This window comes from Corynebacterium jamesii, from assembly GCF_046097395.1.
In the GTDB taxonomy this organism is placed as follows: domain Bacteria; phylum Actinomycetota; class Actinomycetes; order Mycobacteriales; family Mycobacteriaceae; genus Corynebacterium.
The window spans coordinates 896,856-920,835 of sequence record NZ_CP175789.1 but is presented as its reverse complement, the minus strand read 5'-3'; the positions used below and the strand labels follow the sequence as shown (position 1 = coordinate 920,835).

The 23,980-nt window shown below is 58.0% G+C and carries 23 protein-coding genes and 1 tRNA gene; 5 read left to right on the top strand and 19 right to left on the bottom strand.

Annotated features, from left to right (window positions below):
• Positions 1-123: 123 nt before the first annotated feature.
• From ACKFRT_RS04220 to ACKFRT_RS04185, 8 genes are all read right to left on the bottom strand, one after another.
• Positions 124-522 carry a hypothetical protein gene (locus ACKFRT_RS04220; protein ID WP_408925851.1) on the bottom strand — a complete coding sequence of 133 codons (399 nt, stop codon included), beginning with the start codon at positions 520-522 and terminating at the stop codon, positions 124-126.
• A 1-nt stretch (position 523) separates the two neighbouring features.
• On the bottom strand, positions 524-670 hold the full coding sequence (locus tag ACKFRT_RS04215) for a hypothetical protein (protein WP_408925850.1): 147 nt from the start codon (positions 668-670) through the stop codon (positions 524-526).
• Between the two features lie 5 nt (positions 671-675).
• On the bottom strand, positions 676-909 hold the full coding sequence (locus ACKFRT_RS04210; protein ID WP_408925849.1) for a hypothetical protein: 234 nt from the start codon (positions 907-909) through the stop codon (positions 676-678).
• Positions 909-1,400, bottom strand: coding sequence for a single-stranded DNA-binding protein (locus ACKFRT_RS04205; protein ID WP_408925848.1), 492 nt, complete (start codon positions 1,398-1,400; stop codon positions 909-911). The genes ACKFRT_RS04210 and ACKFRT_RS04205 overlap by 1 nt, the downstream gene beginning before the upstream one ends.
• An 18-nt stretch (positions 1,401-1,418) precedes the next feature.
• Entirely contained in the window at positions 1,419-3,266 is a 1,848-nt protein-coding gene (locus tag ACKFRT_RS04200; protein WP_408925847.1) for a recombinase RecT, read from the bottom strand.
• A gap of 33 nt (positions 3,267-3,299) precedes the next feature.
• Positions 3,300-4,301, bottom strand: a complete 1,002-nt coding sequence (locus tag ACKFRT_RS04195; protein ID WP_408925846.1) for a YqaJ viral recombinase family protein — start codon at positions 4,299-4,301, stop codon at positions 3,300-3,302.
• 407 nt (positions 4,302-4,708) lie between these two features.
• Entirely contained in the window at positions 4,709-4,999 is a 291-nt protein-coding gene (locus ACKFRT_RS04190) for a hypothetical protein (RefSeq protein ID WP_408925845.1), read from the bottom strand.
• Positions 5,000-5,247: 248 nt separating this feature from the next.
• Positions 5,248-5,321 (bottom strand) — tRNA-Leu (locus tag ACKFRT_RS04185).
• A 75-nt stretch (positions 5,322-5,396) separates the two neighbouring features.
• Between ACKFRT_RS04185 and polA the strand changes: the two genes are divergently transcribed.
• Positions 5,397-7,976 carry a DNA polymerase I gene (gene polA, locus ACKFRT_RS04180; protein WP_408925844.1) on the top strand — a complete coding sequence of 860 codons (2,580 nt, stop codon included), beginning with the start codon at positions 5,397-5,399 and terminating at the stop codon, positions 7,974-7,976.
• A gap of 10 nt (positions 7,977-7,986) precedes the next feature.
• Here the strand turns inward: polA and ACKFRT_RS04175 are convergent, their stop codons facing one another.
• On the bottom strand, positions 7,987-8,865 hold the full coding sequence (locus ACKFRT_RS04175; RefSeq protein ID WP_296213356.1) for a DUF368 domain-containing protein: 879 nt from the start codon (positions 8,863-8,865) through the stop codon (positions 7,987-7,989).
• Positions 8,866-9,152: 287 nt separating this feature from the next.
• Between ACKFRT_RS04175 and rpsA the strand changes: the two genes are divergently transcribed.
• On the top strand, positions 9,153-10,619 hold the full coding sequence (gene rpsA, locus ACKFRT_RS04170) for a 30S ribosomal protein S1 (RefSeq protein WP_034969922.1): 1,467 nt from the start codon (positions 9,153-9,155) through the stop codon (positions 10,617-10,619).
• Between the two features lie 117 nt (positions 10,620-10,736).
• On the opposite strand, the gene ACKFRT_RS04165 is transcribed toward rpsA, so the two are convergent.
• From ACKFRT_RS04165 to ACKFRT_RS04155, 3 genes are all read right to left on the bottom strand, one after another.
• Positions 10,737-11,003 (bottom strand): hypothetical protein, encoded by a 267-nt coding sequence (locus tag ACKFRT_RS04165; protein ID WP_408925843.1) that lies wholly within the window; start codon positions 11,001-11,003, stop codon positions 10,737-10,739.
• 394 nt (positions 11,004-11,397) lie between these two features.
• Positions 11,398-11,934 (bottom strand): hypothetical protein, encoded by a 537-nt coding sequence (locus ACKFRT_RS04160; protein ID WP_408926058.1) that lies wholly within the window; start codon positions 11,932-11,934, stop codon positions 11,398-11,400.
• A 110-nt stretch (positions 11,935-12,044) separates the two neighbouring features.
• A complete protein-coding gene (locus ACKFRT_RS04155) occupies positions 12,045-12,905 on the bottom strand; it encodes a MinD/ParA family protein (RefSeq protein ID WP_034972151.1) in 861 nt (286 codons plus the stop codon).
• Positions 12,906-13,756: 851 nt separating this feature from the next.
• Between ACKFRT_RS04155 and ACKFRT_RS04150 the strand changes: the two genes are divergently transcribed.
• Positions 13,757-14,413 (top strand): hypothetical protein, encoded by a 657-nt coding sequence (locus ACKFRT_RS04150; protein ID WP_141747012.1) that lies wholly within the window; start codon positions 13,757-13,759, stop codon positions 14,411-14,413.
• A gap of 142 nt (positions 14,414-14,555) precedes the next feature.
• Here the strand turns inward: ACKFRT_RS04150 and ACKFRT_RS04145 are convergent, their stop codons facing one another.
• The 4 genes from ACKFRT_RS04145 to ACKFRT_RS04130 all read right to left on the bottom strand — a co-directional run bounded on the left by ACKFRT_RS04145 (position 14,556) and on the right by ACKFRT_RS04130 (position 18,303).
• Positions 14,556-14,975: a hypothetical protein gene (locus ACKFRT_RS04145; RefSeq protein ID WP_408925842.1), complete on the bottom strand. Its 420-nt coding sequence runs from the start codon at positions 14,973-14,975 to the stop codon at positions 14,556-14,558.
• Positions 14,976-15,373: 398 nt separating this feature from the next.
• Positions 15,374-16,045, bottom strand: coding sequence for a hypothetical protein (locus tag ACKFRT_RS04140; protein WP_034992207.1), 672 nt, complete (start codon positions 16,043-16,045; stop codon positions 15,374-15,376).
• 79 nt (positions 16,046-16,124) lie between these two features.
• Entirely contained in the window at positions 16,125-16,709 is a 585-nt protein-coding gene (locus ACKFRT_RS04135) for a hypothetical protein (protein ID WP_408925841.1), read from the bottom strand.
• A 401-nt stretch (positions 16,710-17,110) separates the two neighbouring features.
• Positions 17,111-18,303 (bottom strand): IS3 family transposase gene (locus ACKFRT_RS04130; protein WP_408925840.1). Its coding sequence is split into 2 segments (ribosomal slippage): positions 17,111-18,024 and positions 18,024-18,303, totalling 1,194 coding nucleotides; the frame shifts between segments, so codons are not numbered across the junction.
• Between the two features lie 247 nt (positions 18,304-18,550).
• On the opposite strand from ACKFRT_RS04130, the gene ACKFRT_RS04125 reads away from it, so the two are divergent.
• A complete protein-coding gene (locus tag ACKFRT_RS04125) occupies positions 18,551-19,759 on the top strand; it encodes an IS110 family transposase (protein ID WP_034991515.1) in 1,209 nt (402 codons plus the stop codon).
• A gap of 543 nt (positions 19,760-20,302) precedes the next feature.
• On the opposite strand, the gene ACKFRT_RS04120 is transcribed toward ACKFRT_RS04125, so the two are convergent.
• Genes ACKFRT_RS04120 through ACKFRT_RS04110 form a run of 3 tightly spaced genes read right to left on the bottom strand, consistent with a single transcriptional unit; the run spans position 20,303 to position 22,939 of the window.
• A complete protein-coding gene (locus ACKFRT_RS04120) occupies positions 20,303-21,124 on the bottom strand; it encodes an ABC transporter permease (RefSeq protein WP_408925839.1) in 822 nt (273 codons plus the stop codon).
• Positions 21,117-21,878, bottom strand: coding sequence for an ABC transporter permease (locus ACKFRT_RS04115; RefSeq protein WP_014303357.1), 762 nt, complete (start codon positions 21,876-21,878; stop codon positions 21,117-21,119). The genes ACKFRT_RS04120 and ACKFRT_RS04115 overlap by 8 nt, the downstream gene beginning before the upstream one ends.
• Positions 21,875-22,939, bottom strand: coding sequence for an ATP-binding cassette domain-containing protein (locus ACKFRT_RS04110; RefSeq protein ID WP_408925838.1), 1,065 nt, complete (start codon positions 22,937-22,939; stop codon positions 21,875-21,877). Before ACKFRT_RS04110 ends, ACKFRT_RS04115 begins: the two co-directional genes overlap by 4 nt.
• Before the next feature lie 411 nt (positions 22,940-23,350).
• On the opposite strand from ACKFRT_RS04110, the gene ACKFRT_RS04105 reads away from it, so the two are divergent.
• On the top strand, positions 23,351-23,980 hold the full coding sequence (locus tag ACKFRT_RS04105) for a sugar O-acetyltransferase (protein WP_014303359.1): 630 nt from the start codon (positions 23,351-23,353) through the stop codon (positions 23,978-23,980).

Here is a 23,980-nt window from a genome sequence, read left to right as displayed (position 1 = left end):
GTCTCTTTGTGGACTAACAACAGTATGCCACAAGTGGGGCATGTATGCAACACTAACGCAATAAAAATAGCGCCACCTGCACAGATGACGCTACACAATACGGGTAGACACCCAACAAAAAGGCTACAAAATAGGCCGCAATTCCAGATCGTCGCCGCTACCACCGGCCACCTGATAACCAGCCAACCCCAGCGCACGGGTAACAGATGCCTTCACGCCGTCCACGCCCACGTTAAACGGCACTTCCTCGATAAACTCGCCATTCCACCCAGTGACTTCTACTTCACCCTCGCCGTCTTCAACGTTAAGCACACCCGCCAGCGCGCGTAGACGGTTACGCTCCATAGCGTCGGCAACGTCTTTCTCACGGTCTGCAACCTCATACCCACCGGCAACGGTCGTGGTGAGGTTCTGTGCGACGCGCGTAAGGTCGTACCTCGCCGCATAGCCCCCCGAAACGCTGTCTACCATATCCTCGACATGCTTTAGCACGTCTTCCATGCTTACGAACTTCACGGTCACTTTAGTTCAACTCCTTTAGTCGCTCTGCCACTTCCAGCAAAACGTTGTACTCTAGCGTGGTTGCAGCGTCGCGCGCCATGTACTCGACAACCCCGGCCATTTCGCTGTTACTTAGGTTCCTAGGCCACTTCTGTTCTGCCTGATCCATGTCTACTATCCTAAACGACGCGCGACACGTTCACGGCCGCGTCGCGCTAGTGCGCTGATTGTCGCGGGGTGTAGCCCCGTCACGGTGGAAAGTTCCCGGCCTGTTACTGCGCTACGCATGGCCTCCATGAGTGCGCGGTCTAGGTCGTCGCGGGCGGTATTCAGCGCCGCCTGCGCGTTCCTGTAGCGGGTGTGGGCTTCCGCCGCGCGTGCTTTCAACTCTTCCGGTGTTCTGGTCATTAAAACGGTGGCTCCTCGTTACCCTCGGCTACGCTTTCGTTCCATTGCGGCTGCCCGCCCGGTTGCTGGTTCTGGCCTGGTTGGCCACCCGCGTTATTGAAGTGCGCGGGGTTCCCGTCCCCACGCCGCGCGGACTCAATTCCAGCGGTGGCGAACTTCAACGACGGTCCAACATCGTCCACGTCCAGCTCGAAAACGCTACGGCGGTTGCCCTCCTTATCCTCATAGGATCGCTGCCGTAGCCGTCCGGTGACGATAACCCGCGTGCCCTTGGTGAGGCTGTTTGCCACGTTTTCGGCCTGTGCGCGCCACACGCTGCACGTCAAGAACAGCGGTTCGCCGTCCACGAACCCCCCTGCTTGGCTGTCATACTTCCGGGGGGTGGACGCTACCCTAAAACTAGCTACCGCCGTTCCGTTACCTGTGTAGCGTAGCTCCGGGTCGGCAACGATATTCCCAACCACTGTGATTGGTGTATCACCCTGTGACATTAGTGTTTTCCTTCCTGCTTAGTTTTCCACCGGGGTGTTTACCCCGTCCGGCTCGACAACCTGGGCACCGTCGCCCGCGTCGATAACTTCACCGTCTACGGCGCCATCGTCCCCTCCGGTGTCCTCATGCCGTGGATACGACAACGCGGCCGGCGCTAGGTCAATACGGGTCGCCCCGTCGTTTTCGATAGCGGTCGCCATGTCCGTAGATTTCGGCAACCACTTAGCCAACTGCCTAACGGTCGTGTTGTGGGTTGGCACCATTTCCACCCCGGCCACGTAGGTGTGGGTTTCAGAATCTACCGAGATGCACTGTGTGGGCACGGTGTCCACCTTTTCGATCGACCGCACGGCACGGTACGGCGCGATTTTGCGGGACTGTAAACGCTCCACCTTGCGGGGGAGGGTCACCGGGGGGAAGTTCGGAGTCCACTGGACAACATGAGTCATTACTTCTTTCCCGAAGCCGTGGTTCTTCTGCACCCGTTGAGAAACAATTTCCCCCAGGCTTCGCGCTAGCTCGGCCACCCCGTCCGATAGGGCTTTGTCAATGCTGACGAAAACCGCCCTGCCGCGGCTCTTGTCGATTGAGCCGTCCGAGTCCATGAGTCCGGCCAACAACTCGCGGCGCTGCTCTGTAGAGGCGCGGAAGTACGCCGCTGGTATGTGCTTGTTCTGATAGACCCCGGCTTCTCGTAGGCGGGTCACAAACCCGTCAATTAGCCCGATGTCCTCCGCGTTGCTGCGCTTATCCTTGCGCCGTGCACCGACGGTAATACCGCGGGACTCAAACGCTTCTACAACGGCATCGGCATCTTCCGCCGAACAGGTAACACACCCCGCTCGTGCTGCTCCGTTGCCAAGCCAATACCCCAATGCCCACGGATCGACGGGGAGGTCTGCGGGTTCCGTGTCTAGGGCGCCAGTGACCGGCATAGTGACTGCCTCTCCGGCGGCATGTGCCGTATAAAGCTCCCCGATTTCGTAGACCCCCCAGCCTTTCTCCCGAACGTCACGTGCCGCGTTTGGGCCAACACCGGCTAGCCAGCGGTGCTCCCCGTCACAGGTGATGGAGGCGCCATTTTGGAATGTGACACGGTAACAGTCAATGTGCTTTACTTCGGACTTTGCGGTAACAATTGTTCGTTTCCCGTGCATGTCGAAAACAGTGTCACCGACGCGGACGTCTCCCATACTCGTCCACCCCGCCGGGGTGGGGATCGGAGTATCGACGGCGAGTCCCTTGTGCGCCATCTGCTCGAAGTGATCCGCCCACGGGCCGCGGTTCGGGCTTTTCGCGTTCTGCCGCTTGTACGCCATCATTTCGTCGTGAGACATGACAAAGAAAGCGTGCCCACCCGTGGTGAGGCGCGCCACTGCGTAGTAGGCGATTGGTTTGCCCTTTTCGCCTGTGAGGCACGGCTTATGTACTAGCTTGTCTTCCAGGCCATAGTCCACGTCGAAATGGTCGTTTTCGTACACGGTTCGGGCGATAAGCGACTTAATTTTCCCGCTCCGGTGTGCAAGCTCCACTAGCCCCTGGTAGCCCAGGACTAGCTGCGCTTCATATCGGCCGGCGCGGTTGTTTTTGAATGGGATTAGCCACGCCTGTCCCAATACGCCGGGGCGCAAGCCCAACTGTGCGCACGTCATTAGTCCGCCTAGCACGGTCGCGTGGTCGCATTGCGCGAGGTTTGGGGTCTGCCGTACACATGTAAGCGCGTCGCGGACTAGCTGTGCGGCTTCCGCGCCTTTCGGCATGGCGAGGGCGAATTGCTCCTCCATGCGCTGAATCGACTGCGTAAGGCTGGGGGCGGTGTTGGTCGCGGGGTTCTTGGTGAGGCGCTGCTCTAGGTTCTTAGCCATTGTTGGCACTCCTTATGGTGGGTAGACAGTGGGTTATGCGGATAGCGGCTTGGGTAGTACGCTGACGCTCTGGAATTTGGTGTACAGGTCGGGGTGTTCTTCCTTGAACGCCTTGGTATCGAACTTTGGGGTGGGTACGGTGTACTTTTCCACTAGTTCGGGGTGTCCCGCTTCCAGGTCTTTCATTTTCAACGTGCCACGGCGGGCGGTTGCCCATATTTTATCGCCGGTTTGTATGCCGGCCGCGTCGCCCATGAGGCGGGCGAGGTGGTTTTTCGCGGTTGCTTCGGCGGTGGTGGCTTCTTTCGCCCTGTTTTTCGCCTCCCAGTACGCGGTGAGCCATTTTTCCGCTTCGTCGGCTGGTACTTCCTCAAAGTCTTTGCGGCGCCCCAGTTCTTTAGTGAGGGCGGTAGTGGTTGCGGCGGCTCCGTCAATATCGGGGGCGGTGTTGGTGGTGACGTGGTGCCAGAACTTTGTTTCCTGCTCTACTAGGATTTCCGCAACGTTGGGGTTCACGTCGAACTCGTAGACTTTCAACGTGTTGCCGTCGATAAGCCCGGCGACAATGAAACTTTTAGCTCCAATGACGGTGGCCGCGTGCGTTGCTTGGATTTCCGCGTGGTCGGGGATTTGATCCTGCCACTGGTCGGCGTTGCGTAGGGACGTGTTTTTGGCCTCAAACACGCGGTAGTTTTCCGCGTCGAACCCGTCCAGGTTCGCACGCTGCCAGGGGCGCCCGGGGTGGTGGTAGGCGACTTCTGGCTTGGTGAGGGATACCCCTAGCCGTCGGGCGGTTTGTTCGAGGATTAGCGGCTCCATCAAGTTGCCCCATTCCATGCGCTCTGCGGCGATAGGGTCTGGCGTGGGGTCTAGTGGGGTTTGGCCTGTTTTTTCCAGCCACAGGGCGTAGGGGCTGTTGTAGGGGTTTAGCCCTAGGATCGTTGAGGCGTCGGAAGAACCTATGCCCTGTTTTCGCTGGTCCAGCCATTCCGCGCGGCTGTTTGTCGCGGGTAGGGGGGTGGCGTTTATTTCCATGAGTCGTCCTTTTGTGTGAACACGTGTAGTTCGATGAGTTCCCGCGTTTCACGTGCCAGGTCTGCCAGTCCGGGGTGGGGGAACCCATTAGGGTTTCGGGTTAGCTGTTCAACCGCCGCCATGAGGATTTGCAGTTGGATTGAGGGCGGCAGGTGCGTTTTGGTTACAACGTTGAGGGGGTGCTGTCGGGTGATGTTGTCGAACTCGGTTGGGGCGGTTGGGGTGGCCTCCAATGTGTAGATAGGTCGGGGGGAGTTCCCGGTGGTTTTGCGACGGCGTTTTCGGAACATGTGTGCCCTTTAGGTAGCGGTTTTTCCACTATCCTAACCCCGCCTTACTCCACCGGGTGTACTATCCACCCTACAGGACAACACGCAACACCGCAATATTTACGCACTGAACAGCGATTACAGTCGCCTGAACGCGTCAAAACACATACGGACAACACTGTCTTTTTCGTCCCCTGCCGGGTCGAAACTAACGGAAAACTCCACACCCGTTTTCGCGGTACGAAACACCGCCACGGCCAGGTCCGTTGCGCCTGCCTCTCCCCATGTAACAGTCATAGCGCTGTTGCTGCCTACCGCCATTAGGCCACGGTCGAAGACCTGCACCATATAGGGAACGTCGGGGGGCATGGCGTCGAAAACGGCGCGGTTCATTTCGTCGGCGAAGTTGCCTGTAGTGGCCTGCTTCATGGGGGTCTGTTGCCTTTCTTTGTGTACGGAAAACGACGGAACTATTTTCACGGTGTGCGCTGCGGTTTTGCAAACACCTACCCCCGCCGTGTCATGGTATTTGCCCGGCGGAAACCCGGCGCTTTTACGGTAAAAAGGGGTAAATAGCGGTAAAAGAACGTATGTTGTCCGTCGCGCCCAATGGTAGACGCTTCTACGTGAAAATACCCGCTACCTAGGCTTTTCCTAAGTGGCGGGTATCTATATAGTGCCCCAGGTGAGACTCGAACTCACACTGGACGGGTTTTGAATCCGTTGCCTCTGCCAATTGGGCTACTGGGGCGATAAGTGCTTACCGGAGCATAATACGCTACAGCCTTTAAGCCAACCAAAACCGCACTCCGTTAGAGTTGAGCACATGGCTAAACTCTTACTCCTCGATGGCCACTCGCTGGCTTTCCGCGCCTTCTACGCGCTGCCGGCGGCCAACTTTTCCACCGTCGGTGGCCAGCACACTAACGCGGTGTATGGCTTCCTCGGCATGTTCCTCACGCTCATGGAAAAGGAGCAGCCTACCCACGTCGCCGCTGCATTCGACCTATCTGGGCCGACATTCCGCGAGGAATCCTTCCCGGAATACAAGGCGCAGCGCCCGAGCACGCCAGAGGAGTTCAAAGGTCAGATCGGGCTCATCCGTCGTACGCTCGAAGCGCTAGGCGTCACAACCCTCGATAAAGAGTCCTACGAGGCCGACGACATCATTGCCACCTTGGCTACCGAGGGCGCCAAGGAAGGCATGGAGGTACTGATCTGTACTGGCGACCGTGACTCTTTGCAGCTGGTTACCGAGGATGTGACGGTGCTGTACACACTGAAGGGCGTCTCTAATCTGCACCGCTTTACTCCGCAGGCTGTGGAGGAAAAGTATGGCGTGACCCCCACCCAGTACCCAGATCTCGCGGCGCTGCGCGGCGATACCTCCGACAACATGCCCGGCGTGCCTGGAGTCGGCCCGAAGACGGCGCAAAAGTGGATCGCGAAGTACGGCAGCCTGCAGGGCGTGATCGACAACATGGACGACATCGGCGGCAAGGTCGGCACTAGCCTGCGGGAGAACATCGACAATGTGGTGCTGGCGCGCGATATTACGGAAATGGTGCGGGATCTAAAGCTCGTCGATGGTTTGGACGCCCTTAGCCCCCGAGACATCGATCCCAATGAAGCGCTCGGCATGTTCGAGGAGCTGCAGTTTGGCACTGGCCTGCGCAATAGGGCATTCAAGATCATGGGCGTGGAGTTCGCCGATAGCGCAGCTGTGTCCGTCACGGTGGAAAAGCCGAAGCCGGGGAAGCTGGGCGCATGGTTGAAGAAGCGAACCCGCGGCACGGTGGTCGATGTTGACGGCGAGCAGCTGACCCTCCTGGACCGCGACAACGCTGCCATCGTCCTGGATTTGGCGGACGTTGACCCGAAAGACGAGAAGGCTCTGGCGGAGTGGCTGGCCAATCCGGAGGCCACAAAGTGGCTGCACGATTCCAAGCAAGCCTTCCATACACTCCAAAATCAAGGCTTAAAGCTTGATGGAGTGGAGCATGACACTTCCTTGGCGGCGTACCTGCTGCGCCCCGACGTGCGCACTCTCGGTCTTGCAGACGTGGTGCAGCGACACGTGGGTCACGAACTGTCGGAGGGCGCCACCGGCCCCGAGCGCGCCCAGGCTGTCGCCGAACTGGTGAAGGCTCTCACCCCAGAGATCGAGGCTGCCGGCCAGGCCGAGCTGTACTTCGACCTGGAAGTCCCCCTGGCCCTGATCCTCGCGGCCATGGAACACGCGGGCATTGCCGTGGATGACGCGGCGCTACAAGAACTCTCCGATGACTACGGCACACGCCTCAACGAGGAGGTTGCCGCAGCCCGCGAACTGGCGGGGGAGCCGGAGTTGAACCTTTCCTCCCCGAAGCAGCTGCAGAAGGTCCTCTTCGAGACCTTCGACCTGCCGAAGACGAAGAAAACCAAGACCGGGTATTCCACGGCCGCCGCGGAACTGGAAAAGCTTGCGGCACAGTCGAACCACCCATTCCTGGGGCACTTGATGGCTCACCGCGAATACCAAAAGATGAAGTCCACTATCGATGGTCTTATCGAGGCCGTGGGCGACGACGGGCGTATCCACACCACCTTCAACCAGAAGGGCGCGGCGACGGGTCGCCTGTCTTCCTCGGACCCGAACCTGCAGAACATCCCCGTGCGCACAGACGCAGGCCGTAAGATCCGTGCAGCATTCCAAGTCGGGGAGGGCTACGAAACATTGCTGACCGCCGACTATTCCCAGATCGAAATGCGCGTCATGGCGCACCTATCCGAAGATGCGGGGCTGATCGAGGCATACGCCAGCGGCGAGGATCTGCACAATTATGTCGGCTCGCGCGTGTTCGACGTGCCTGTCGATGAGGTCACCCCGGAGCTGCGCCGCCGCGTGAAGGCGCTGAGTTACGGCCTGGTCTACGGTCTATCCGCTTTCGGTCTATCCCAGCAGCTGAAGATCAGCGCGGGGGAGGCGAAGAGGATCATGGATAACTACTTCGAGCGCTTCGGCGGTGTAAAGCGCTACTTGGATCACGTGGTGGAGGTCGCCAAGCAGACCGGCTATACGGAGACTCTCTACGGTCGCCGCCGCTACCTGCCGGAGCTCAACTCATCGAACCGGGTGGCTCGTGAGAATGCCGAGCGCGCCGCCCTCAATGCGCCGATCCAAGGCACGGCCGCGGACATTATCAAGCTGGCCATGTTGCGCGTGGATCGGGAGATCACCCGCCAGCGGCTGGATTCTCGCGTGCTGCTGCAGGTCCACGACGAACTCGTTGTGGAAGTTGCCCCTGGCGAGCTGGAGCAGATGACCGAGCTCGTGGAGCGGGAAATGGATGCAGCCGCCCAGCTGCGCGTGCCTTTGGATGTCTCTGCCGGCACAGGCGATAACTGGGATCTAGCTGCGCACTAGCCGCGCCCCCTTATTTGGCCGGTGTGGCCGCGGCCTTGGAACTCGCAGTCTTCTCGGCTACCAGCATCGCCCCCACGATGGCTGCGCCGAGAACGAACAGCCCGAGGGCTGCGCCCAGGTTCTCGCCGGGTGCCTGCAGGTTGGCGTCGCCATCCTGCCACGGCCAGAGTGCACGTAGGGAACCAATCATTAGCCCCGTCATCACAAACAGGGTGATGGTGCGGTGAGTGTGCAGTAGGTACTCCAGCAGACGCACAAAGCACGTGATGCCTGTCAGCGCACCGAGGAAGAACACGCCCAGGTACAGCAGGTTTCTATCGTCCACGGCAGCCATAGTCGCGGAGTACAACCCCACTGCCAGCAGGAAGAAAGAACCCGAAACGCCTGGTAGTACCAACGCGCACACTGCGATCGCCGCGGCCACGAACACCCACAAAAGGTTCGGGTCGGACTGCGGCGCGCTGGTTAGGCCTGTCAGGAAGAAGGTCGCCACTGCCGCCACAACCATTCCGAGGATCGCCATTGGCAGGCGTCGCCGCACATCCTCCTTATCGGTCATGCCAATCGGGACGGTCAGAGAGATCAGCACCATACCGAAGAACAGCGCCCGCGCATGGACGGGCTTGTCTGTCACGAAGCTTTCCATCACTCCGGCCAGGGAGAGGACAACGGCGCCCATACCCACCAACATCGGCAGCAAGAGCATCCAATCCAGAGCCTTGTATTGAGCAAATGCGGCCTTGCGGTCCTTCGGCAGCTTCTTCGTAGCATCAAGGAATAGGTTTGCCTGGTGCAATACACGCTCGTATACGCCTGTGACCAGAGCAATTGTTCCGCCGGAGACGCCAGGAACGAGTTCGGCCATTCCGATCAAGCCGCCGCGGATCATATTTACTAGTATGTGCAGTATCTTCATCGCGCACTATCGTACTGCACGCTCCGGACATGGCTGCCTCAACGCGCGGCCTTAAGACGATGTTTGCGCTGTTCATTGTGGTCGTGTAGCGTTATGCCCGTTGTGCGCCCTCTTTTTTAGACTTTGTGACGCCCCAGCGTGGGCGTCCTAGGGTTCCCGCCAGGTAATTTGGGCTGGTGGGGGCGTCAAAAAGAAGGGTTTGCAGAACTAGAGCAACTGTCCATCTTCTATTTCTATTCGTTTCGAAAGACATTCAACATATGCCCACCAACAACGTCCCTCAGGTAGCCATTAACGACATTGGCTCTGCTGAGGATTTCCTCGCTGCCGTCGACTCCACCATCAAGTACTTCAACGATGGTGACATTGTCGAGGGCACCGTCGTCAAGGTCGATCACGACGAGGTTCTGCTGGACATCGGATACAAGACGGAGGGTGTCATCCCTTCCCGCGAGCTGTCGATCAAGCACGACGTTGACCCGGGTGAGGTTGTTGAGGTCGGCGACGAGATCGACGCTCTGGTTCTCACCAAGGAAGACAAGGAAGGCCGCCTGATCCTGTCCAAGAAGCGTGCACAGTACGAGCGCGCTTGGGGCACGATCGAGGAGCTCAAGAAGAACGAGGAGCCGGTCACCGGTACCGTCATCGAGGTCGTCAAGGGCGGCCTGATCCTGGACATCGGCCTGCGCGGCTTCCTGCCCGCCTCCCTGGTGGAGATGCGTCGTGTTCGCGACCTGCAGCCCTACATCGGCCAGGAGATCGAGGCCAAGATCATCGAGCTGGACAAGCACCGCAACAACGTTGTGCTGTCCCGCCGCGCATGGCTCGAGCAGACCCAGTCCGAGGTTCGCTCCGAGTTCCTGCACCAGCTGCAGAAGGGTCAGGTCCGCAAGGGTGTTGTCTCCTCCATCGTCAACTTCGGCGCCTTCGTCGATCTCGGCGGTGTCGACGGCCTGGTTCACGTCTCCCAGCTGTCCTGGAAGCACATTGACCACCCGTCCGAGGTTGTCGCAGTCGGCGACGAGGTCACCGTCGAGGTTCTGGATGTGGATCTGGATCGCGAGCGCGTGTCCCTGTCCCTGAAGGCAACCCAGGAGGACCCGTGGCGCGTATTCGCACGCACCCACGCTATCGGCCAGATCGTGCCGGGCAAGGTCACCAAGCTGGTTCCGTTCGGCGCATTCGTCCGCGTCGAGGAGGGCATCGAGGGCCTGGTTCACATCTCCGAGCTGGCCGAGCGCCACGTCGAGGTTCCGGATCAGGTTGTAGGCGTTGGCCAGGACGCAATGGTCAAGGTCATCGACATCGACCTGGAGCGTCGCCGCATCTCCCTGTCCCTGAAGCAGGCTGATGAGGACTACACCGAGGAGTTCGACCCGTCCAAGTACGGCATGGCTGACTCCTACGACGAGCAGGGCAACTACATCTTCCCGGAGGGCTTCGACCCGGAGACCAACGAGTGGCTCGAGGGCTACGACGAGCAGCGTCAGGCATGGGAGGCTCGCTACGCAGAGTCCGAGCGCCGCCACCGCCTGCACACCGCTCAGATCGAGCGCAACCGCGCCGCAGCTGCCGAGGCCGCTGCAAACGGCGAGGGTGGCTACTCCTCCGAGACTCAGACGGAGTCCGCACCGGCTTCCTCTGAGGCACCGGCTCAGGACGCCGGCACCCTGGCTTCCGACGAGCAGCTGGCTGCTCTGCGCGAGAAGCTGGCCGGCGGCGAGTAAACCACTCGACCCCGCTCGCAGGGACCGCTGCTTAACCAGCTAGGTCCGCGCGCTAGGAACGCTTAAAGGCATCCACTTCGGTGGGTGCCTTTTTGTTTTTCGTAGGTGCGCTTTTGGCTAAAGCATCTGTATGACAGTGGCGGCGCCGATCGTAACCACAAGCATGATGGCTGCGATAATTGTCGAGCCCATCAGGATTTTGACGGTTCGCGGTGTCACACTCGGCTGAATTTCACCATGCCGGATAGCTTTGCCCGCGATATCCATGCGCAGCTTGTGCGCCTGCACGGCAGCGCGATGGTCCTTCTTTGCTGGCGTGGCGGTAGACGACGAGGGAGAAGCCGCAGGGGCGCTCTGTTCTACGTCGTGCTGTTGGATAGACATGGGGGGCTCCTTTCAGCTTGGCGTCTGCCTTAAAGGTATGGCCTCAGCTCTGGTGGAAGTTGGATACGGATCTCTGGTGAATCATTCGCGGGCGGCCTGGGTGCTGGAGCCTTGGGAGGCTTGGGTGCCGGTTTCGCAGGAGGCTTAGAAGGAGGCGGGGCAGTTTCTGTTACCGTCTCTGGCTCCGGGGCTGGAGCCGGCGGGGGAGCTGGCTTAGGAGTTTCAGACTTGGTGCTCGGTGCCGTCACCTCTTCAGGCAGCTCAGGTACTTTGCCCAGTGGTGGAACTTCGTCATTCACGGTCTGCTCTTTAGCATGACCCGGCGATTCGCATGCAGCTAGCGTGCCTGTAAGCGAAATCAAGAGCAGTGCGCTTGCAGTGTGAGTTTTCCTCATTAGCGTGAATACTCCTTGGCCTTTTTGTGCACAGCTTTCAAGAACACTGGGCTGGGGTTGAATTCCGAGACTGCTGTGGTCCATCCTTCTGGGCTTGTGAGGTCTCCCGCGCTACAAGTGATTTTCGCGGTGGTCAGGGCGGCGTCGTCGATGTTGTCCGGATTTGGTGCGTTGCCAGGTTCAGCGGCAGTGCCATATTGTTCCCAGCGCGAAGGCATGAGTTGCATTGGTCCTACCGGGATGTCCTTAGTGGAATCGCCGTCGATGTCTCCTCCGTCTGTATCGGGCACGGATTTCTTGCCGCCGGCGGCAGGCGCAACGGCGCGTATAGGTTTGGAGGTCACGCCGTCTTCGTCGATGGTGGTGGAGTTTATTTGCCCATGTTGGGTCAGCACATCACCCAAAGCAGCTAGCGTTTGCCAGCCGACGGCGCAGCCTTGTTCCTGTTCCACGTTGTAGGCAGCGTATGCGTATGCCTGCAGCGCGCGCTCGGGAATGTGGTAGGGCTTCGCGCGCTCGGTAGCCCACTGCTTCATGGTATCCACTTGGGCGTGTTGTTCCGGCACAGGTGGTTCTAGGCGATCGGCGCAGCTGGAAAGGGTTGTAAAAGCAAGGAACCCGACGCCCAGCGCGGCCACCCCTCGGCCTACGAAGCTGCGTGACGGTGCCACGAATCAAAGTCCTCCGCAACGATTGCTGCTAGTTCCATGTAGGCCTGCTTTGTTTCCTTGCTGATGCGGTCAAGATCAACCGTTGCGCCCTCAGAGAGGTGGCGGTCGAATGGAATGACGTGCACTGCGCGGGTGCGGCTACGGAAGTGTGCAATCAGCTGATCCATATCGATCGTCGCATTTTCAGGGTGGGCCGCAGAGACGACCACCACAGAGTTTGCTGCGAGTTGTTCGTAGCCGTGCAGGTTGAGCCAGTCCAAAGTGGCGGAGGCTGATTGAGCGCCATCAAGGGCAGGAGAGGTGACGAGCACCAAGGAATTGGCCAGCTCCAACACGCCGGACATTGCAGAGTGCATCAGCCCTGTTCCGCAGTCGGTGAGCATCACGTTGTAGTGGTGCTGCAGAATGTCGACCGCGTGGCGGTAGTCCTCATCACTGAAGGATTCGGACACGGCGGGATCGCGCTCCGAGCCGATAACTTCCAAGCGAGACTTGGCCTGGGTAGTGAACTGGCGTATGGAGGCGTACTTTGATGTGTCTTCTGCGTTGAGGAGGTCGCGGATCGTCGCCGGACCGGGTGCAGCCACACGCTGTGCCAGGGTGCCGAGGTCCGGGTTGGCATCTATGGCGATGACGCGGTCGTGTCGGATGGAAGAGAAAACGCCACCCAATGCCACGGTGGTGGTGGTTTTGCCCACGCCACCCTTGAGCGACATCACGGCAATGCGGTAGTCGCCGCGCAGCGGTCGGCGGATTTTCTCCAGGAGCTGATCGTGTTCAAGATCTTGCTGGGAGTCACCGACGTTCCAGTGTCCACCGGTGACATTGTAAAGCATTTTGCGCCATCCACTGCGCGGTGCCTTCTTGACGGCATTGACCAGGTTTGTCTGATCCAGTGCCGGCGGTGGCTTTAGGTCATATTCGGACGGTACATGGTGCTTACCGTGATTTAACGAGGCCTGCTGCGGCTGTGCCTGAGTCTGCTGGGCCTGGGTTTGCTGAGGCTGGGCCTGCTGAGGCTGGGCCTGAGTTTGCTGTGGCTGGGCCTGCTGAGGAGCTTCAGATGAAGCAGGAGAGCCTTGCGGGGCAGTGCCCTGCGGCGCTGTTCCTTGGGGAGGCTGAGGATACTCAGGGGAATCAGTAGTCACCTGGTTGGTTTGGTGACCTTCCTGAGGCCTGGATTCGTGAGCTTGCTGAGGCGCCGCAGGGACTTGCTGCTGACCTTCATTGGAAGAAGGGGAGGAAGTAGGAGACTCTGCAGCGGGCGGCTCTTGGGGCTGAGAAGGTTGTTGTGGTGGGGCGGCTGGTTGTGCTGGCGCACCATCACCAGTGAACTGGAGCCAAGAGGGCAGTCCTTCGTGGGATGGCTGGTTGGTTGACACTACGCACTCCTCGTGTACTTCACTCTTTGTTACCGACAACTTCTCTACGTATAACCCGTCCTATACTAATGTGTGTTGTGCAATTTGTGCTGTGTGTCCCCCACAGATGTGTTTGATTTGCTCTAGGCAGAATGGAAGAGAATCGCTAGATGAATTCCCCAAAGGTAGCTAACGCTGCACGAAGTGGAGGTTCGGGCTCGCTGGTCTCGGGGCGTAGCGTTTTCGGCAGGGCAGTGTGGGCTTCGCGGGTTGCACAGGCGCGGAGGTCTTCTTTAGTTGACACATCTAGGCCGATGGTTATTGCGGTGGCTTCCATTGACAACCGTATGCTGACTTCGCCTGTGACCGCTTTGGTTTCCATGATTGCCGAAGAGGTTTCTGAACTACCGATGGTAGTTCTGGACGCAGATGTGCAAGCTCAGCCAATGCGAGGACCGTTGGGGGCGTGGGCAGCGGGGGACGTTCTTGGGCTGGCGGCGACGGAACCGCTGGATCTGACCCGCAAGAAGATGGAGAACTTTGCGGATAGTTCCGGGGCAGTTCCGCTGTTGACGGCTTCGCAAGGTACTCAGGGGCAGATGGCTGCTGATGTACTAGACACTGTGGTTAGTCGTGCTCAGCACAGGTGGCCAATTGTTGTGGTGAACTTGCCTTATACATGTGCCGGGGAGACCATTGCCGCGGGCACAGCTATGGCGGATCATGTGCTGTTGGTGGCTGATAGACACCATGAACAGCATGGGTGGCTGTACCAGCCGGGTCACCACCTGACGGAGCTGGCACAGTCCAGGAAGGTGACTGTTGTCAAGGTGGGGGCAGCTGCGGTCGATTTGCCGCAAGATACGGTGGTTCTGCCAAGCGTAGATGCTCAGTCGACGAGCAGGTCGCGGATTGTTCCATCGACGAACCCGGAGGACGTGTCGATGTATCACCGTTTGCTGTCGAGGGTTTTCGGTAGTTGAGGACTCCTACACACTGTGAAGAGTCCTGGGTTTATTTCCTATCTCTGCTAGGGAAGGATTGAACTATGGCTTGAAGGTATTTCGTCTTATGTTCGACGCCCCAGCGCACTCCGCATGGAACGTCGCGACGCACCCCAGGGATTCATTGAATATGTTTAGACATGGTCTCTTGCGGATCAACAACCACTGAGCTTAGGCTCACTAGGAAGTAGAACAAATTTTCTTCGTCTAAATTAGACGGATCTATACAACAGGCAGCCTCTGCGAGAGAAGATATTTTTCCGTAATCGATAATTAAATCGTGGGGGTCTCGATTTATTAGTGCTTGATAGGTTTTTTCGTCGGTTATCTCAAGCCAATGCTCCGCTAGTTCGTTAATTTGAAAATAGTCGGCATTCTGTAGCCCTTCAAGGAGTTTTGGGGGGATATTTTCAAGGAATGGTGCTGACACCTCGAGGAATGTTTTAGCCAATACGTCTAATATCGATGATTTGTTCTTCAAACCCAGAGTTCTATCAATTATTGGGTCAAATTTCTGGTGGTAGTTGGAGAATGCTGTCAATTTTTCTTACTTACCTGATGTGGGGCTAGATGGGCCTCCTTCTACAGATGGAGTTACACCCAGCTTGACGTTTGCGAATTCTGGATCATTGTCCAGAATAGTCTGTGGGACTCGACGCAATCTTGCGGTACCGTCAACACGAGTAGGCTCACTCGATCTGACTACGGGGTATGTAGTACTCCCTCAGCGTCCCTTCCGCGCCCCATGGAAATGGCTATTCTACCCTGCTCACCTGGCTTCATTGCTGCAGCTAGTTTGTTAGTTTGCCGTTGGAGGGGATCAGCTGAGTTCTGAATTGCCTTTGTATGGGCAGACGATCCCATCAACCCAAATTGTCCCGTCGGTGGTGGTGGCCTACTTAGATCTTTCGGCGCTATGTGCACTATGTGGGATGCATGCTATGAGATATCAAGTTTGCTCCAGCCTGTGGTGGAGTGGTCAGTGGAAGTCATCCAGGTGGACAGTTCTCGGATGAGACTCCGGGCGTCGTTCCTTATGCGCCAAAAATGGTGCTGAGCATCGCCGAGGCGCATCTCTACACGGTAGTTGTTGTCGGCTGGGCTGAAGTAGCACTGGATATAGTGCTGATCTTTGGTGTTGTCGCTAATGATCAGGAAGTCCCGCGGATCGGTTCCGATATTGCGGCTTGCTAATGAACGGGCATTGGCGGTGACGTGGTCGATCCAAGAAGGAATGCTGCGAAGACTAGCCCACGGGGCGTAGAGCTGTGAGGTTTCGGTGGTGAAGTGTGAGTTTTCGTCACCGAAGGTCCATACCAGTTGATTGTTCTCGAGGATGGTCAGCGTGGTGAAGTAGGAAAGGACGGGGCTGATGAGCTGGAGTAGTTGGGGGATGTGCTCGTTGTTGTCTTTGATGGCGATGCATTCTGCACCGGTGAGTTCCACGGAGATCTTGTGGGGTGACAATATATTGGTGAGATGCTGATGGAGCTGAAGTGTATGCGCCGAAGTGTGTTTGTCTGCGCGACCGGCGGAAATGACGAGGTTATAAATATCCTCCCGCTCAGTTGGAGCGGTGGGGAGGTGGATGATAATTCGTTCCGTACTCATTATGTTCTATCTCATTTCGCGATTGTGTTGCGGAGGTACCACTTGCGTAGAAGAGGTATGAGTTATGGCGTTGGGAGATTCAGTTTCCCATTTGAGAATAGTATTGTTCCCATTCTTCTAGAGTTGGCTCTCGGTTCGTGACGAGGAAATATCTCGCATTGCTTGGTGGAGCTGAAGCCATGGTGACGTCAAGTCCGTTTTCTTCGAGGTAATCTAGGATTCGCTGCTCGTTCATTTCCTGTGCCCTCATTGGAAAATCGGATGCCATGGAATCCTCAGCGGTCTTTTTTCCAAGCCATTGTTGCCGGTAGGAGCGTGTCATCATATCTAACTCGTTCGAGTAGGTAATGAGTACCCATTGTTGGGATGCTTCGGTCTTCGTAATTGCCATTCCCAGTGGTGGACGTTCGAGATCTTTCCAGGTGTGAATTAAGAGTTGAAATAGACGATCCGACTCGTTAAGTGAATAGCTAACTGCAGTTACGCCGTTTCGTTCCTGGAAAATCCAAACTCGATCGAGGTTTGAAAATGGCTCAGTAGGCTTCTCAATTTCATCGAAGTTGAGAAAAAAGGGATCAAAGTCACTTTTGACCGTTTCGATGGCGGTATCTACACCTTGCCAAAAAAATGCCGTGGGTTGGTTATATGCAATTTCAAAAGTCAAATCTATCCGCCTTGAATGAGGGTGATATTGCCAAGTGGATCGTTCATCGCTATTCGTGATTCGTGCCCTAATCTACGAGCAGAGGGAAAGCGATCCCATTCTACGAAATATCTTTGATTGTTTAGGGTGTATTGGAGGTCAGGACGATTCTGTCCGACATCGTATCCTGCCTCCTATCGGCTTGAAAGTACTGTCGCACCATCAACCAGGATCGGTGGCGTGAGGTTTCTTGTGAGCAACGGAGCCTACGAGCCCGAGAATATCCACCCAGAATGCTGCTTGGTCGACATACCCTTGTGCGGAGGCTAAACGTGGGGTAAGTCCTAGTGAGTCTTGGGCGTTGTAGGCACCCAGGGTGGGACTGGGCCCGACCCCCGGAAAGTGGACACATCGGGGGCTAGCTATGCTGCTGTGGTCAGTATAGCCGAAGTCTCGGCTTCAAAGACATCAGGAGCTACGAGATTGCACCAGGAGTTCCGCCGGCGCGTGTTGTAGCGCATGCACCACCGGAAGACCTCTTGACGACAGCTAATTGGGTTGTCAAAGACTTTCCGATCACGTAGCACTTCACGTTTTAAGGTGGCGTTAAAGGATTCTGCCAGGGCATTATCGGCACTCGTTCCAACCGCGCCCATGGACTGGCGCACACCTAACGACGAGCAGTAGTTCCTAAAGGCTTGTGAGGTGTACACGCTGCCGTGATCGGAATGGAAAATAGTCCCGTCAAGACTGCCGCGCACGCCGTGTGCGTGGGCTAGAGCATCGATGACCAGTGAGACCCGCATGTGGTCTGCGAGTGCATAACCTGCAAGTTTACGTGAATACGTGTCAATGACTGTGGCAAGGTACATGTTTTTGCCTCCCCTACACGGCAGGTAAGTAATGTCACCGACATACACACGATTTGGCTCGCCAGCTGTGAACTTGCGGCCTACTAGATCTGGCATGACACGGTGATCAGGCTTACGCCTGGTAGTAATGCATCGACGCCGTTTGCTAAAGCCTTTTAACCCCATGGATTTCATGATGCGTGCAACTTTCTTGTGATTGATCGGGGTATACGTCGTGTCCTCCTTGAGGCTTGCGGCGATGCGTTTAGCATCATAAAGCCCGTGCTCATCATCGAAGATGGTCTTGATTCTTGCACCAATAACGGCATCAGAATACATCTTTAACCTGCGTTTTTTACGGGTGCTCACCCACTTGTAAAACGAGGAACGATTCAGCTTTAACACATCGCACATCCGCTTAACCGAGTACTCGGTTCGGTGGTCATCGACAAACTGGAAGCGGATCACCAGTGAGTCTCTTCGGCAAAATATTTCGCGGCCTTACGCAGGATGTCGCGTTCTTCGCGCAGCTTAGAGACTTCTTTTTCCAGCTGACGGATTCGCGCAGAATCATTCGCCGCTTGGGCTTGATCGTGCACGGCCTTCGTGCGGGCACGTTTGCCAGTGCCGTACTTTTTGACCCAAGAATGTAGCGAGGCACGGGTGATACCGAGCTCAGCTGATGCTGAGTTCAGCGAGAGATCCTCGTTGTTCTCATAGAGGGCTACGGCATCGCGTTTGAACTGTTCGGAGTACCTGGACATGGTGGTAGATTACCTTTCTTCCCAGCTCGACTGGGCTGGATATCAGGTGTCCACCACATGGGGGTCAGGTCCGGGTGATGCCGCCGAAGACAGTGACATACTCCAGACTGCTAATAGGAACCTGACCCAGCCCAGGTGGTATGAGGTCTCACAGTAATGTGGATGCCAGCGTGAAGTATGTCCGACCAACCCAGCGATGAAGCTCAAATAATCCAACTTCTAATTCATCGCTAGGAGGCATACACCCATGGCCTATGACTTCGTCATTGGCGTGGACGTCGGCAAATACTTCCACCACGCCTGCGTCCTCGATCCCCAAGGCAGGCAAGTCCTGTCCAAACGCATCAACCAGCATGAAGGCTCGCTACGCAAGCTCTTTGGCCAATTCCTCGCTGACGACGCCTCGGTCCTTGTCATTGTCGATCAACCCAACAACATCGGCCGGTTAACCGTCGCAGTCGCCCAAGACATGGGCGTCGACGTTCGCTATCTACCAGGACTTGCGATGCGACAGCTTTCTCGCATCCACGTCGGCAACTCCAAGACCGATGTACGCGACGCCTACGTTATCGCCCATGCCGGTCTTAACCTTCCAGATTCCTTGCGCAGTGTCGACCGCGTTGAGGACGTCTTTATCCAGCTGAAAGTTCTCAACGGTATCGACGAAGACCTCGCCCGGGCCTACACACGCCTGATTAACCAGATGCGATCCGCGCTCGTAGGAACCTATCCTGCATTCGAACATGTCCTGCGCGGACAGATGATTCACCGAAAGTGGATCCTCCACCTACTTGCAAAATACGGTGGCCCCACCAAGATTCGACGCATCGGTAGAACACGCCTGAAAGCCTTTGCACGCAAACACAGGGCACGCAATCCTGAGCCTGTCATCGATGCCATGCTTGCTGCCATCCACGAACAGACCGTATCCATTGCCGGCGCAGAATACGCCGAACTTGGCGTAGCAATGTCCGCCACAGATGCACTAACCAAACTCGAGCATCGTAAAGAAATCGAAGCGCAGGTACTCAAGCTGATTCAGGACATTCCGCAGACCGAGATTCTTTTATCCATGCCTGGTATCGGCCCGCGTAGCGCAGCGCAGATCCTCATGACTGTTGGCGATATGTCCGACTTCCCCGATGCAGCGCACCTAGCATCCTATGCAGGGCTATCACCGCGGACGAATCAGTCAGGAACGTCTATCATGTCGAATTCGCCTAACCGGGCTGGCAACAAAAAATTAAAGAACGCCCTATGGCAATCGTCTTTTGCATCGATCAGATTCCACGAGCGTTCCCGGCAATTCTATGAACGAAAACGCAAAGAAGGCAAAAGACACAACGCCGCAGTCGTCGCACTCGCACGCCGGCGCCTCAACGTTCTCTTCGCCATGATGCGAAACGGCGAGCTCTACCGAGACATCTCCACAGTCCAGGAGGCCGCAGCAGCCTAGAACCAACAGACCCTCACCTCAAGCCGATTGCACAGCAAGCCCAATCGGCTCCTCACCGTGCCCGAAAACAACATCCACAAGGAAAAGCAGAAACCCTTCACACCCCCCCAACAAACTCACCCACGGAATTGACAAACTATATAGGAACACCTCCCTGGGCGATGGTGCAGGCGCGGAGAGCGCCGCTGTTGCCGATGCCGCGCCCAACACCGCGACGGTAGTAGAGTACCCGCTGCCGGTGCAGGAGTTTGCGGTGACCCGCTACGATTTGCCCGCCGGCACCACGGTTTCCACGCAGCTTCCCGGACCGGCCATCGCCCTGGCTACTTCTGGTGTGGTCACGGTAAACGACCTGGAGCTAGCCCCGGGCGAGGCCGCCTGGTTGCCGGTAACCGGCGGCGACACTACCCGCCTTAGCGCGGCCGCGGGTAAAGATTCGCAGCTCTTTATCGCGGCGGCGCGCCCTGCGCGGCAAGTAGCGCTACCGCGCCGCTGGGGACGCCGCCGCGCGACAAGTAGCACTGTCGCGCTAACCGGCGCTATTTACGACATGGTGGGGCGGCGGAACGCAGCTGCGGCGGCTAGCAGCACTACGGTGAGTGCTACCATCCAGGCCACGAAAGCCCAGACTGCGGTGCCGGGCTGGCCGGTGGCAAGGATTTCGGCGCTTGGCGTGCCGTCGATGGCGGCGCCGGCGCGGGCGGCGAAGGTAAGCGGATTCCACCGGGCGATGGGTTGAACCACACCAGCGAATTGCTCCACGGGCACGAGGCCGCCGTTAAGTGCCGTGGCCGCCATGATGATGGGGGCCGGGCCAATGGCGGCCTCCGGGGTGGCGCACATCGCGCCCACCATGGCCGATAGCGAGGCGGCCACCACCGCGCCGAAGATGATGACTAACAGCACCCAGCCAAACCCGGCCAGCGTGTGAATACGCAGGCCAGAAGCCACGGAAGCCAGCAGCACCGCGCAGCCGGAGATAAGGCTGCGTAAGGAATCGAAACACCAGCGGCCGAAGATCTCCGGGCTGGTGCCGTAGCGCGTGGTCGCGATGCGGGTGGTGATACCGCGTTGGCGTTCCTTAATTATCTGCGCGGCGGCGGAGGTGCCATTCATCAGTTCGTTGGAAAGGATGAGCGCGATGGTAAGCGGTAACGCGTCGAGCGTGGCAGAGCCTTGCGAGGCCGCCATGAGGTCGCCAAACAGCCACCGCATGACCAGGAACATCAAAACGGGACCAGCCACGGTATTGGTAATTACCGCGCTATCGCGGCGGGCGGCGCGCAGGTGCCTTCCAAAATGCGTGGCGACAGTGGACAGCCAGGTGGTGTCGTGCGACACGGTGGCGGTGGTGTGGTTAGTCATGTTTCCTCCCCTGGAAAGCGGTGATAAAGCCCCATACGCCAACGACGGTCATGGCGATGAGCCAGCACAGTGCTTCGACTCCGCGCGCCCCCAGGGCAGCGCCACCTAGTAGGTTGCGGGCGGTGTCCAAGATGGGAGATAGCGGTACGTGCCGGATGATGGGGCCAATGCCGCCGGGCAGCGCATCCGCAGGCACGAATGCGGTGGAGAACATCACCATGACCAGCACGAGGTTTTGGAAGAGCAAGGACGCCGAGGTGGGCTTGGGGGCCAACAGGCAGGAGCCATCGATAAACGCGGAGAGGATGATGGTGAGGGCGGCGAAAAGGGCGATGGTAAGGATAATACGACCCGGTCCGGCAGCGTAGCGGGCACCGAGCAGGATCGTGGTGAGGACGACGATGCTGCACGACCACGCGGCGCGGGTGAGATCTGCCAGCAGCCGGCCGACGACCGTGGCCCAGGCGGGCGTCCCGGTGGCGCGGATGCGGTCGTGGATGCCGTTTTCGGCGTCACGCGTAATCGCCAAGGAGGAGCCCCCGGCGGCGAACACAATCGCCTGAATAACGCCGGCGGGCAGGAGGAAGGCGGCGTAATCGATGCCGAGTTCCGTCGAAGCCTTGGCGAAGGTGGCGTAAAAGATGACCATGAACAGGCTGGGTATTGCCACGGCGGAAACCATTACGGCCTTGTTGCGGACGGTGCGCAGGACATTGCGGTGCCACGAGGCAGCGACTGCTCCGAGCGCGTTCACTGGGAGCCTCCACCGGTGTGGGGAGCCTGCTGCGCGATGTCGCCGGACCCGGCGATAGCGAAGTAGACATCGTCCAAGGAGGGCGGAACCAAGGAGACGTCCGCGATCGAGGTGTCGTCGCCATCCCACAAGGCCAGCGCCCGGACTAGGGTGCGGTGGCCATCGGGCGCATCGACGCGCAATACGGTGTCCTCTTGGCGGCAGTCGATGCGGTGTTCTTGCAAGGTGTGGGTGAGGCGTGCGGCATCGTCCGGGCTAGACATCGTGATGAGGCACACCGTGGTGCCATAGCGGTCCTTGAGCTCGGCGGGGGTGCCTTCGTCGAGCACCTTGCCTCCGGCGAGCACGGCGACGCGGTCTGCGAGCTGGTCAGCTTCTTCCAGGTATTGGGTAGTAAGCAGGATCGAGGTGCCGTCGGCCGCCAGCCCGCGGACGGTATCCCACACGGAGCTGCGCGCGGCGGGGTCGAGGCCCGTGGTCGGCTCGTCGAGGAACAGCAGCGCGGGCGGGACAGTGAGGGAGGCGGCGATATCTAACCGCCGGCGCATGCCGCCCGAGTATGCCGAAACCAGGCGGTCGGCGGCGCCAACCAGATCGAAGCGCTCAAGAAGCTCCGCGGCGCGGGCCTTCGCATCGCTAGCTTTAAGCCCTGCCAGGCGGCCAAAGAAGATGAGGTTTTCCTTGCCGGTAAGCTCCTCATCCACTGCGGCGTATTGCCCGGTCAGCGCGATGGAAGCGCGCACCTTGGAAGGATCCGTGGCTAAGTTGTGGCCATCGATGATGGCGGTTCCGCCCGTGGCGGGCAGCAGCGTGGAAAGGACATTGACCAAGGTTGTCTTGCCGGCACCATTGGCGCCTAGGACGGCGAGGATGCCCCCGCGCGGAATGGCGAGGGTCACACCGCGCAGGATTTCCGTTCGCTTCTTGACTTTTCCCAGGCTACATCGCAGATCTTGGACATCAAGCACCAGGTCGCGGCCTTTTGCGTGGGCGCTGGTTGAGGGGACTGCGGTGGCGCTGGGGTCACCGCTAGCGGTTGCCGTGGTGGGGTTTTCTTTCATGATTCATCCCTGGATATACGTCAACGGTCTATTAGACGGCGCACCGATTCTCCTACCGCAGAAGGAAAACCGATTATTGCCCGCGAACGATGGATTGTGGTCCACGGAGCAAGCGCCTGGGGTAGTGCCAACTAATCCTTAGAAAATGATGTATGTCTAGCGGCACCGGGTCGTGCACAGCGCCCCGCAGGAGAGGGCTGCACAGGTCGGCTGATCGGCGGCGACGCTGCAGGTTGCTGCAAAGTTGAGCATACCATAATTAGGCATGGCATGCTTGACAATTAAGTCGAAGGCCTGTGAGCAACCAAGTGTGAGCTAAGAATCTGGGTATTCCGACTAGTCAGGGTCAAACCGCGTGGCTGACCGTAATTCGTATTGTGGCTCGCGCCTCTCAAGCACAAAGGAGTATCCATGGATTCTCGAGAGCAAATCGAAGATAAGATTCTCTGCGGTCAGCCCTTCCGCCCTATTGAGGACCCGGATCTCTATTACGAGATGATGGAGGCGGCGGAGAAGTGTCACGATCTCAACCAGCTTCGTCCACTTCAAACAGCGGAGAAGCAGGCAGTGATGGCAGACCTGCTTGGTGAACTGGGGGAGCGCTTAATGGTTTTCCTGCCATTTCATGTCCAATATGGCTCGAAAATCAAGGTCGGAGATGGCGTGACCTTCAATCGAGGAACGACGGTACTTGATATGGCCCCGGTGACATTTGGCAATGAGGTCATGGTTGGTCCATGGTGTTCCTTCTTTGCTGGCAATCACGCCTTAGACCCCGTAGAGCGGCAATACATGGTGTGTACCGGGGGTGCGATCACCATACAAGACCATGTGTGGCTTGGTGGCAATTGCACGGTAACTGCGGGTGTCACGATTGGGCATGGTGCAGTAATTGGTGCTGGCAGTGTTGTGACAAGAGATATTCCGCCCATGGTACTCGCAGCCGGTAATCCGTGCCGAGTCATTCGTGATATTGGCCCGGAAGATAAGCTCATGGGGGAGTCTTGGGTTCCTGAGTGGCCTAGTTGGATTACGGATTGA

What these genes read in the sequence shown, in the direction of transcription:
- ACKFRT_RS04215 (WP_408925850.1), bottom strand. Translation starts at nt 670, where the DNA reads ATGGATCAGGCAGAACAGAAGTGGCCTAGGAACCTAAGTAACAGCGAA.
- ACKFRT_RS04210 (WP_408925849.1), bottom strand. Translation starts at nt 909, where the DNA reads ATGACCAGAACACCGGAAGAGTTGAAAGCACGCGCGGCGGAAGCCCAC.
- ACKFRT_RS04205 (WP_408925848.1), bottom strand. Translation starts at nt 1,400, where the DNA reads ATGTCACAGGGTGATACACCAATCACAGTGGTTGGGAATATCGTTGCC.
- ACKFRT_RS04200 (WP_408925847.1), bottom strand. Translation starts at nt 3,266, where the DNA reads ATGGCTAAGAACCTAGAGCAGCGCCTCACCAAGAACCCCGCGACCAAC.
- ACKFRT_RS04195 (WP_408925846.1), bottom strand. Translation starts at nt 4,301, where the DNA reads ATGGAAATAAACGCCACCCCCCTACCCGCGACAAACAGCCGCGCGGAA.
- ACKFRT_RS04190 (WP_408925845.1), bottom strand. Translation starts at nt 4,999, where the DNA reads ATGAAGCAGGCCACTACAGGCAACTTCGCCGACGAAATGAACCGCGCC.
- polA (WP_408925844.1), top strand. Translation starts at nt 5,397, where the DNA reads ATGGCTAAACTCTTACTCCTCGATGGCCACTCGCTGGCTTTCCGCGCC.
- ACKFRT_RS04175 (WP_296213356.1), bottom strand. Translation starts at nt 8,865, where the DNA reads ATGATCCGCGGCGGCTTGATCGGAATGGCCGAACTCGTTCCTGGCGTC.
- rpsA (WP_034969922.1), top strand. Translation starts at nt 9,153, where the DNA reads ATGCCCACCAACAACGTCCCTCAGGTAGCCATTAACGACATTGGCTCT.
- ACKFRT_RS04165 (WP_408925843.1), bottom strand. Translation starts at nt 11,003, where the DNA reads ATGTCTATCCAACAGCACGACGTAGAACAGAGCGCCCCTGCGGCTTCT.
- ACKFRT_RS04160 (WP_408926058.1), bottom strand. Translation starts at nt 11,934, where the DNA reads ATGAAGCAGTGGGCTACCGAGCGCGCGAAGCCCTACCACATTCCCGAG.
- ACKFRT_RS04155 (WP_034972151.1), bottom strand. Translation starts at nt 12,905, where the DNA reads ATGCTTTACAATGTCACCGGTGGACACTGGAACGTCGGTGACTCCCAG.
- ACKFRT_RS04140 (WP_034992207.1), bottom strand. Translation starts at nt 16,045, where the DNA reads ATGAGTACGGAACGAATTATCATCCACCTCCCCACCGCTCCAACTGAG.
- ACKFRT_RS04125 (WP_034991515.1), top strand. Translation starts at nt 18,551, where the DNA reads ATGGCCTATGACTTCGTCATTGGCGTGGACGTCGGCAAATACTTCCAC.
- ACKFRT_RS04120 (WP_408925839.1), bottom strand. Translation starts at nt 21,124, where the DNA reads ATGACTAACCACACCACCGCCACCGTGTCGCACGACACCACCTGGCTG.
- ACKFRT_RS04110 (WP_408925838.1), bottom strand. Translation starts at nt 22,939, where the DNA reads ATGAAAGAAAACCCCACCACGGCAACCGCTAGCGGTGACCCCAGCGCC.
- ACKFRT_RS04105 (WP_014303359.1), top strand. Translation starts at nt 23,351, where the DNA reads ATGGATTCTCGAGAGCAAATCGAAGATAAGATTCTCTGCGGTCAGCCC.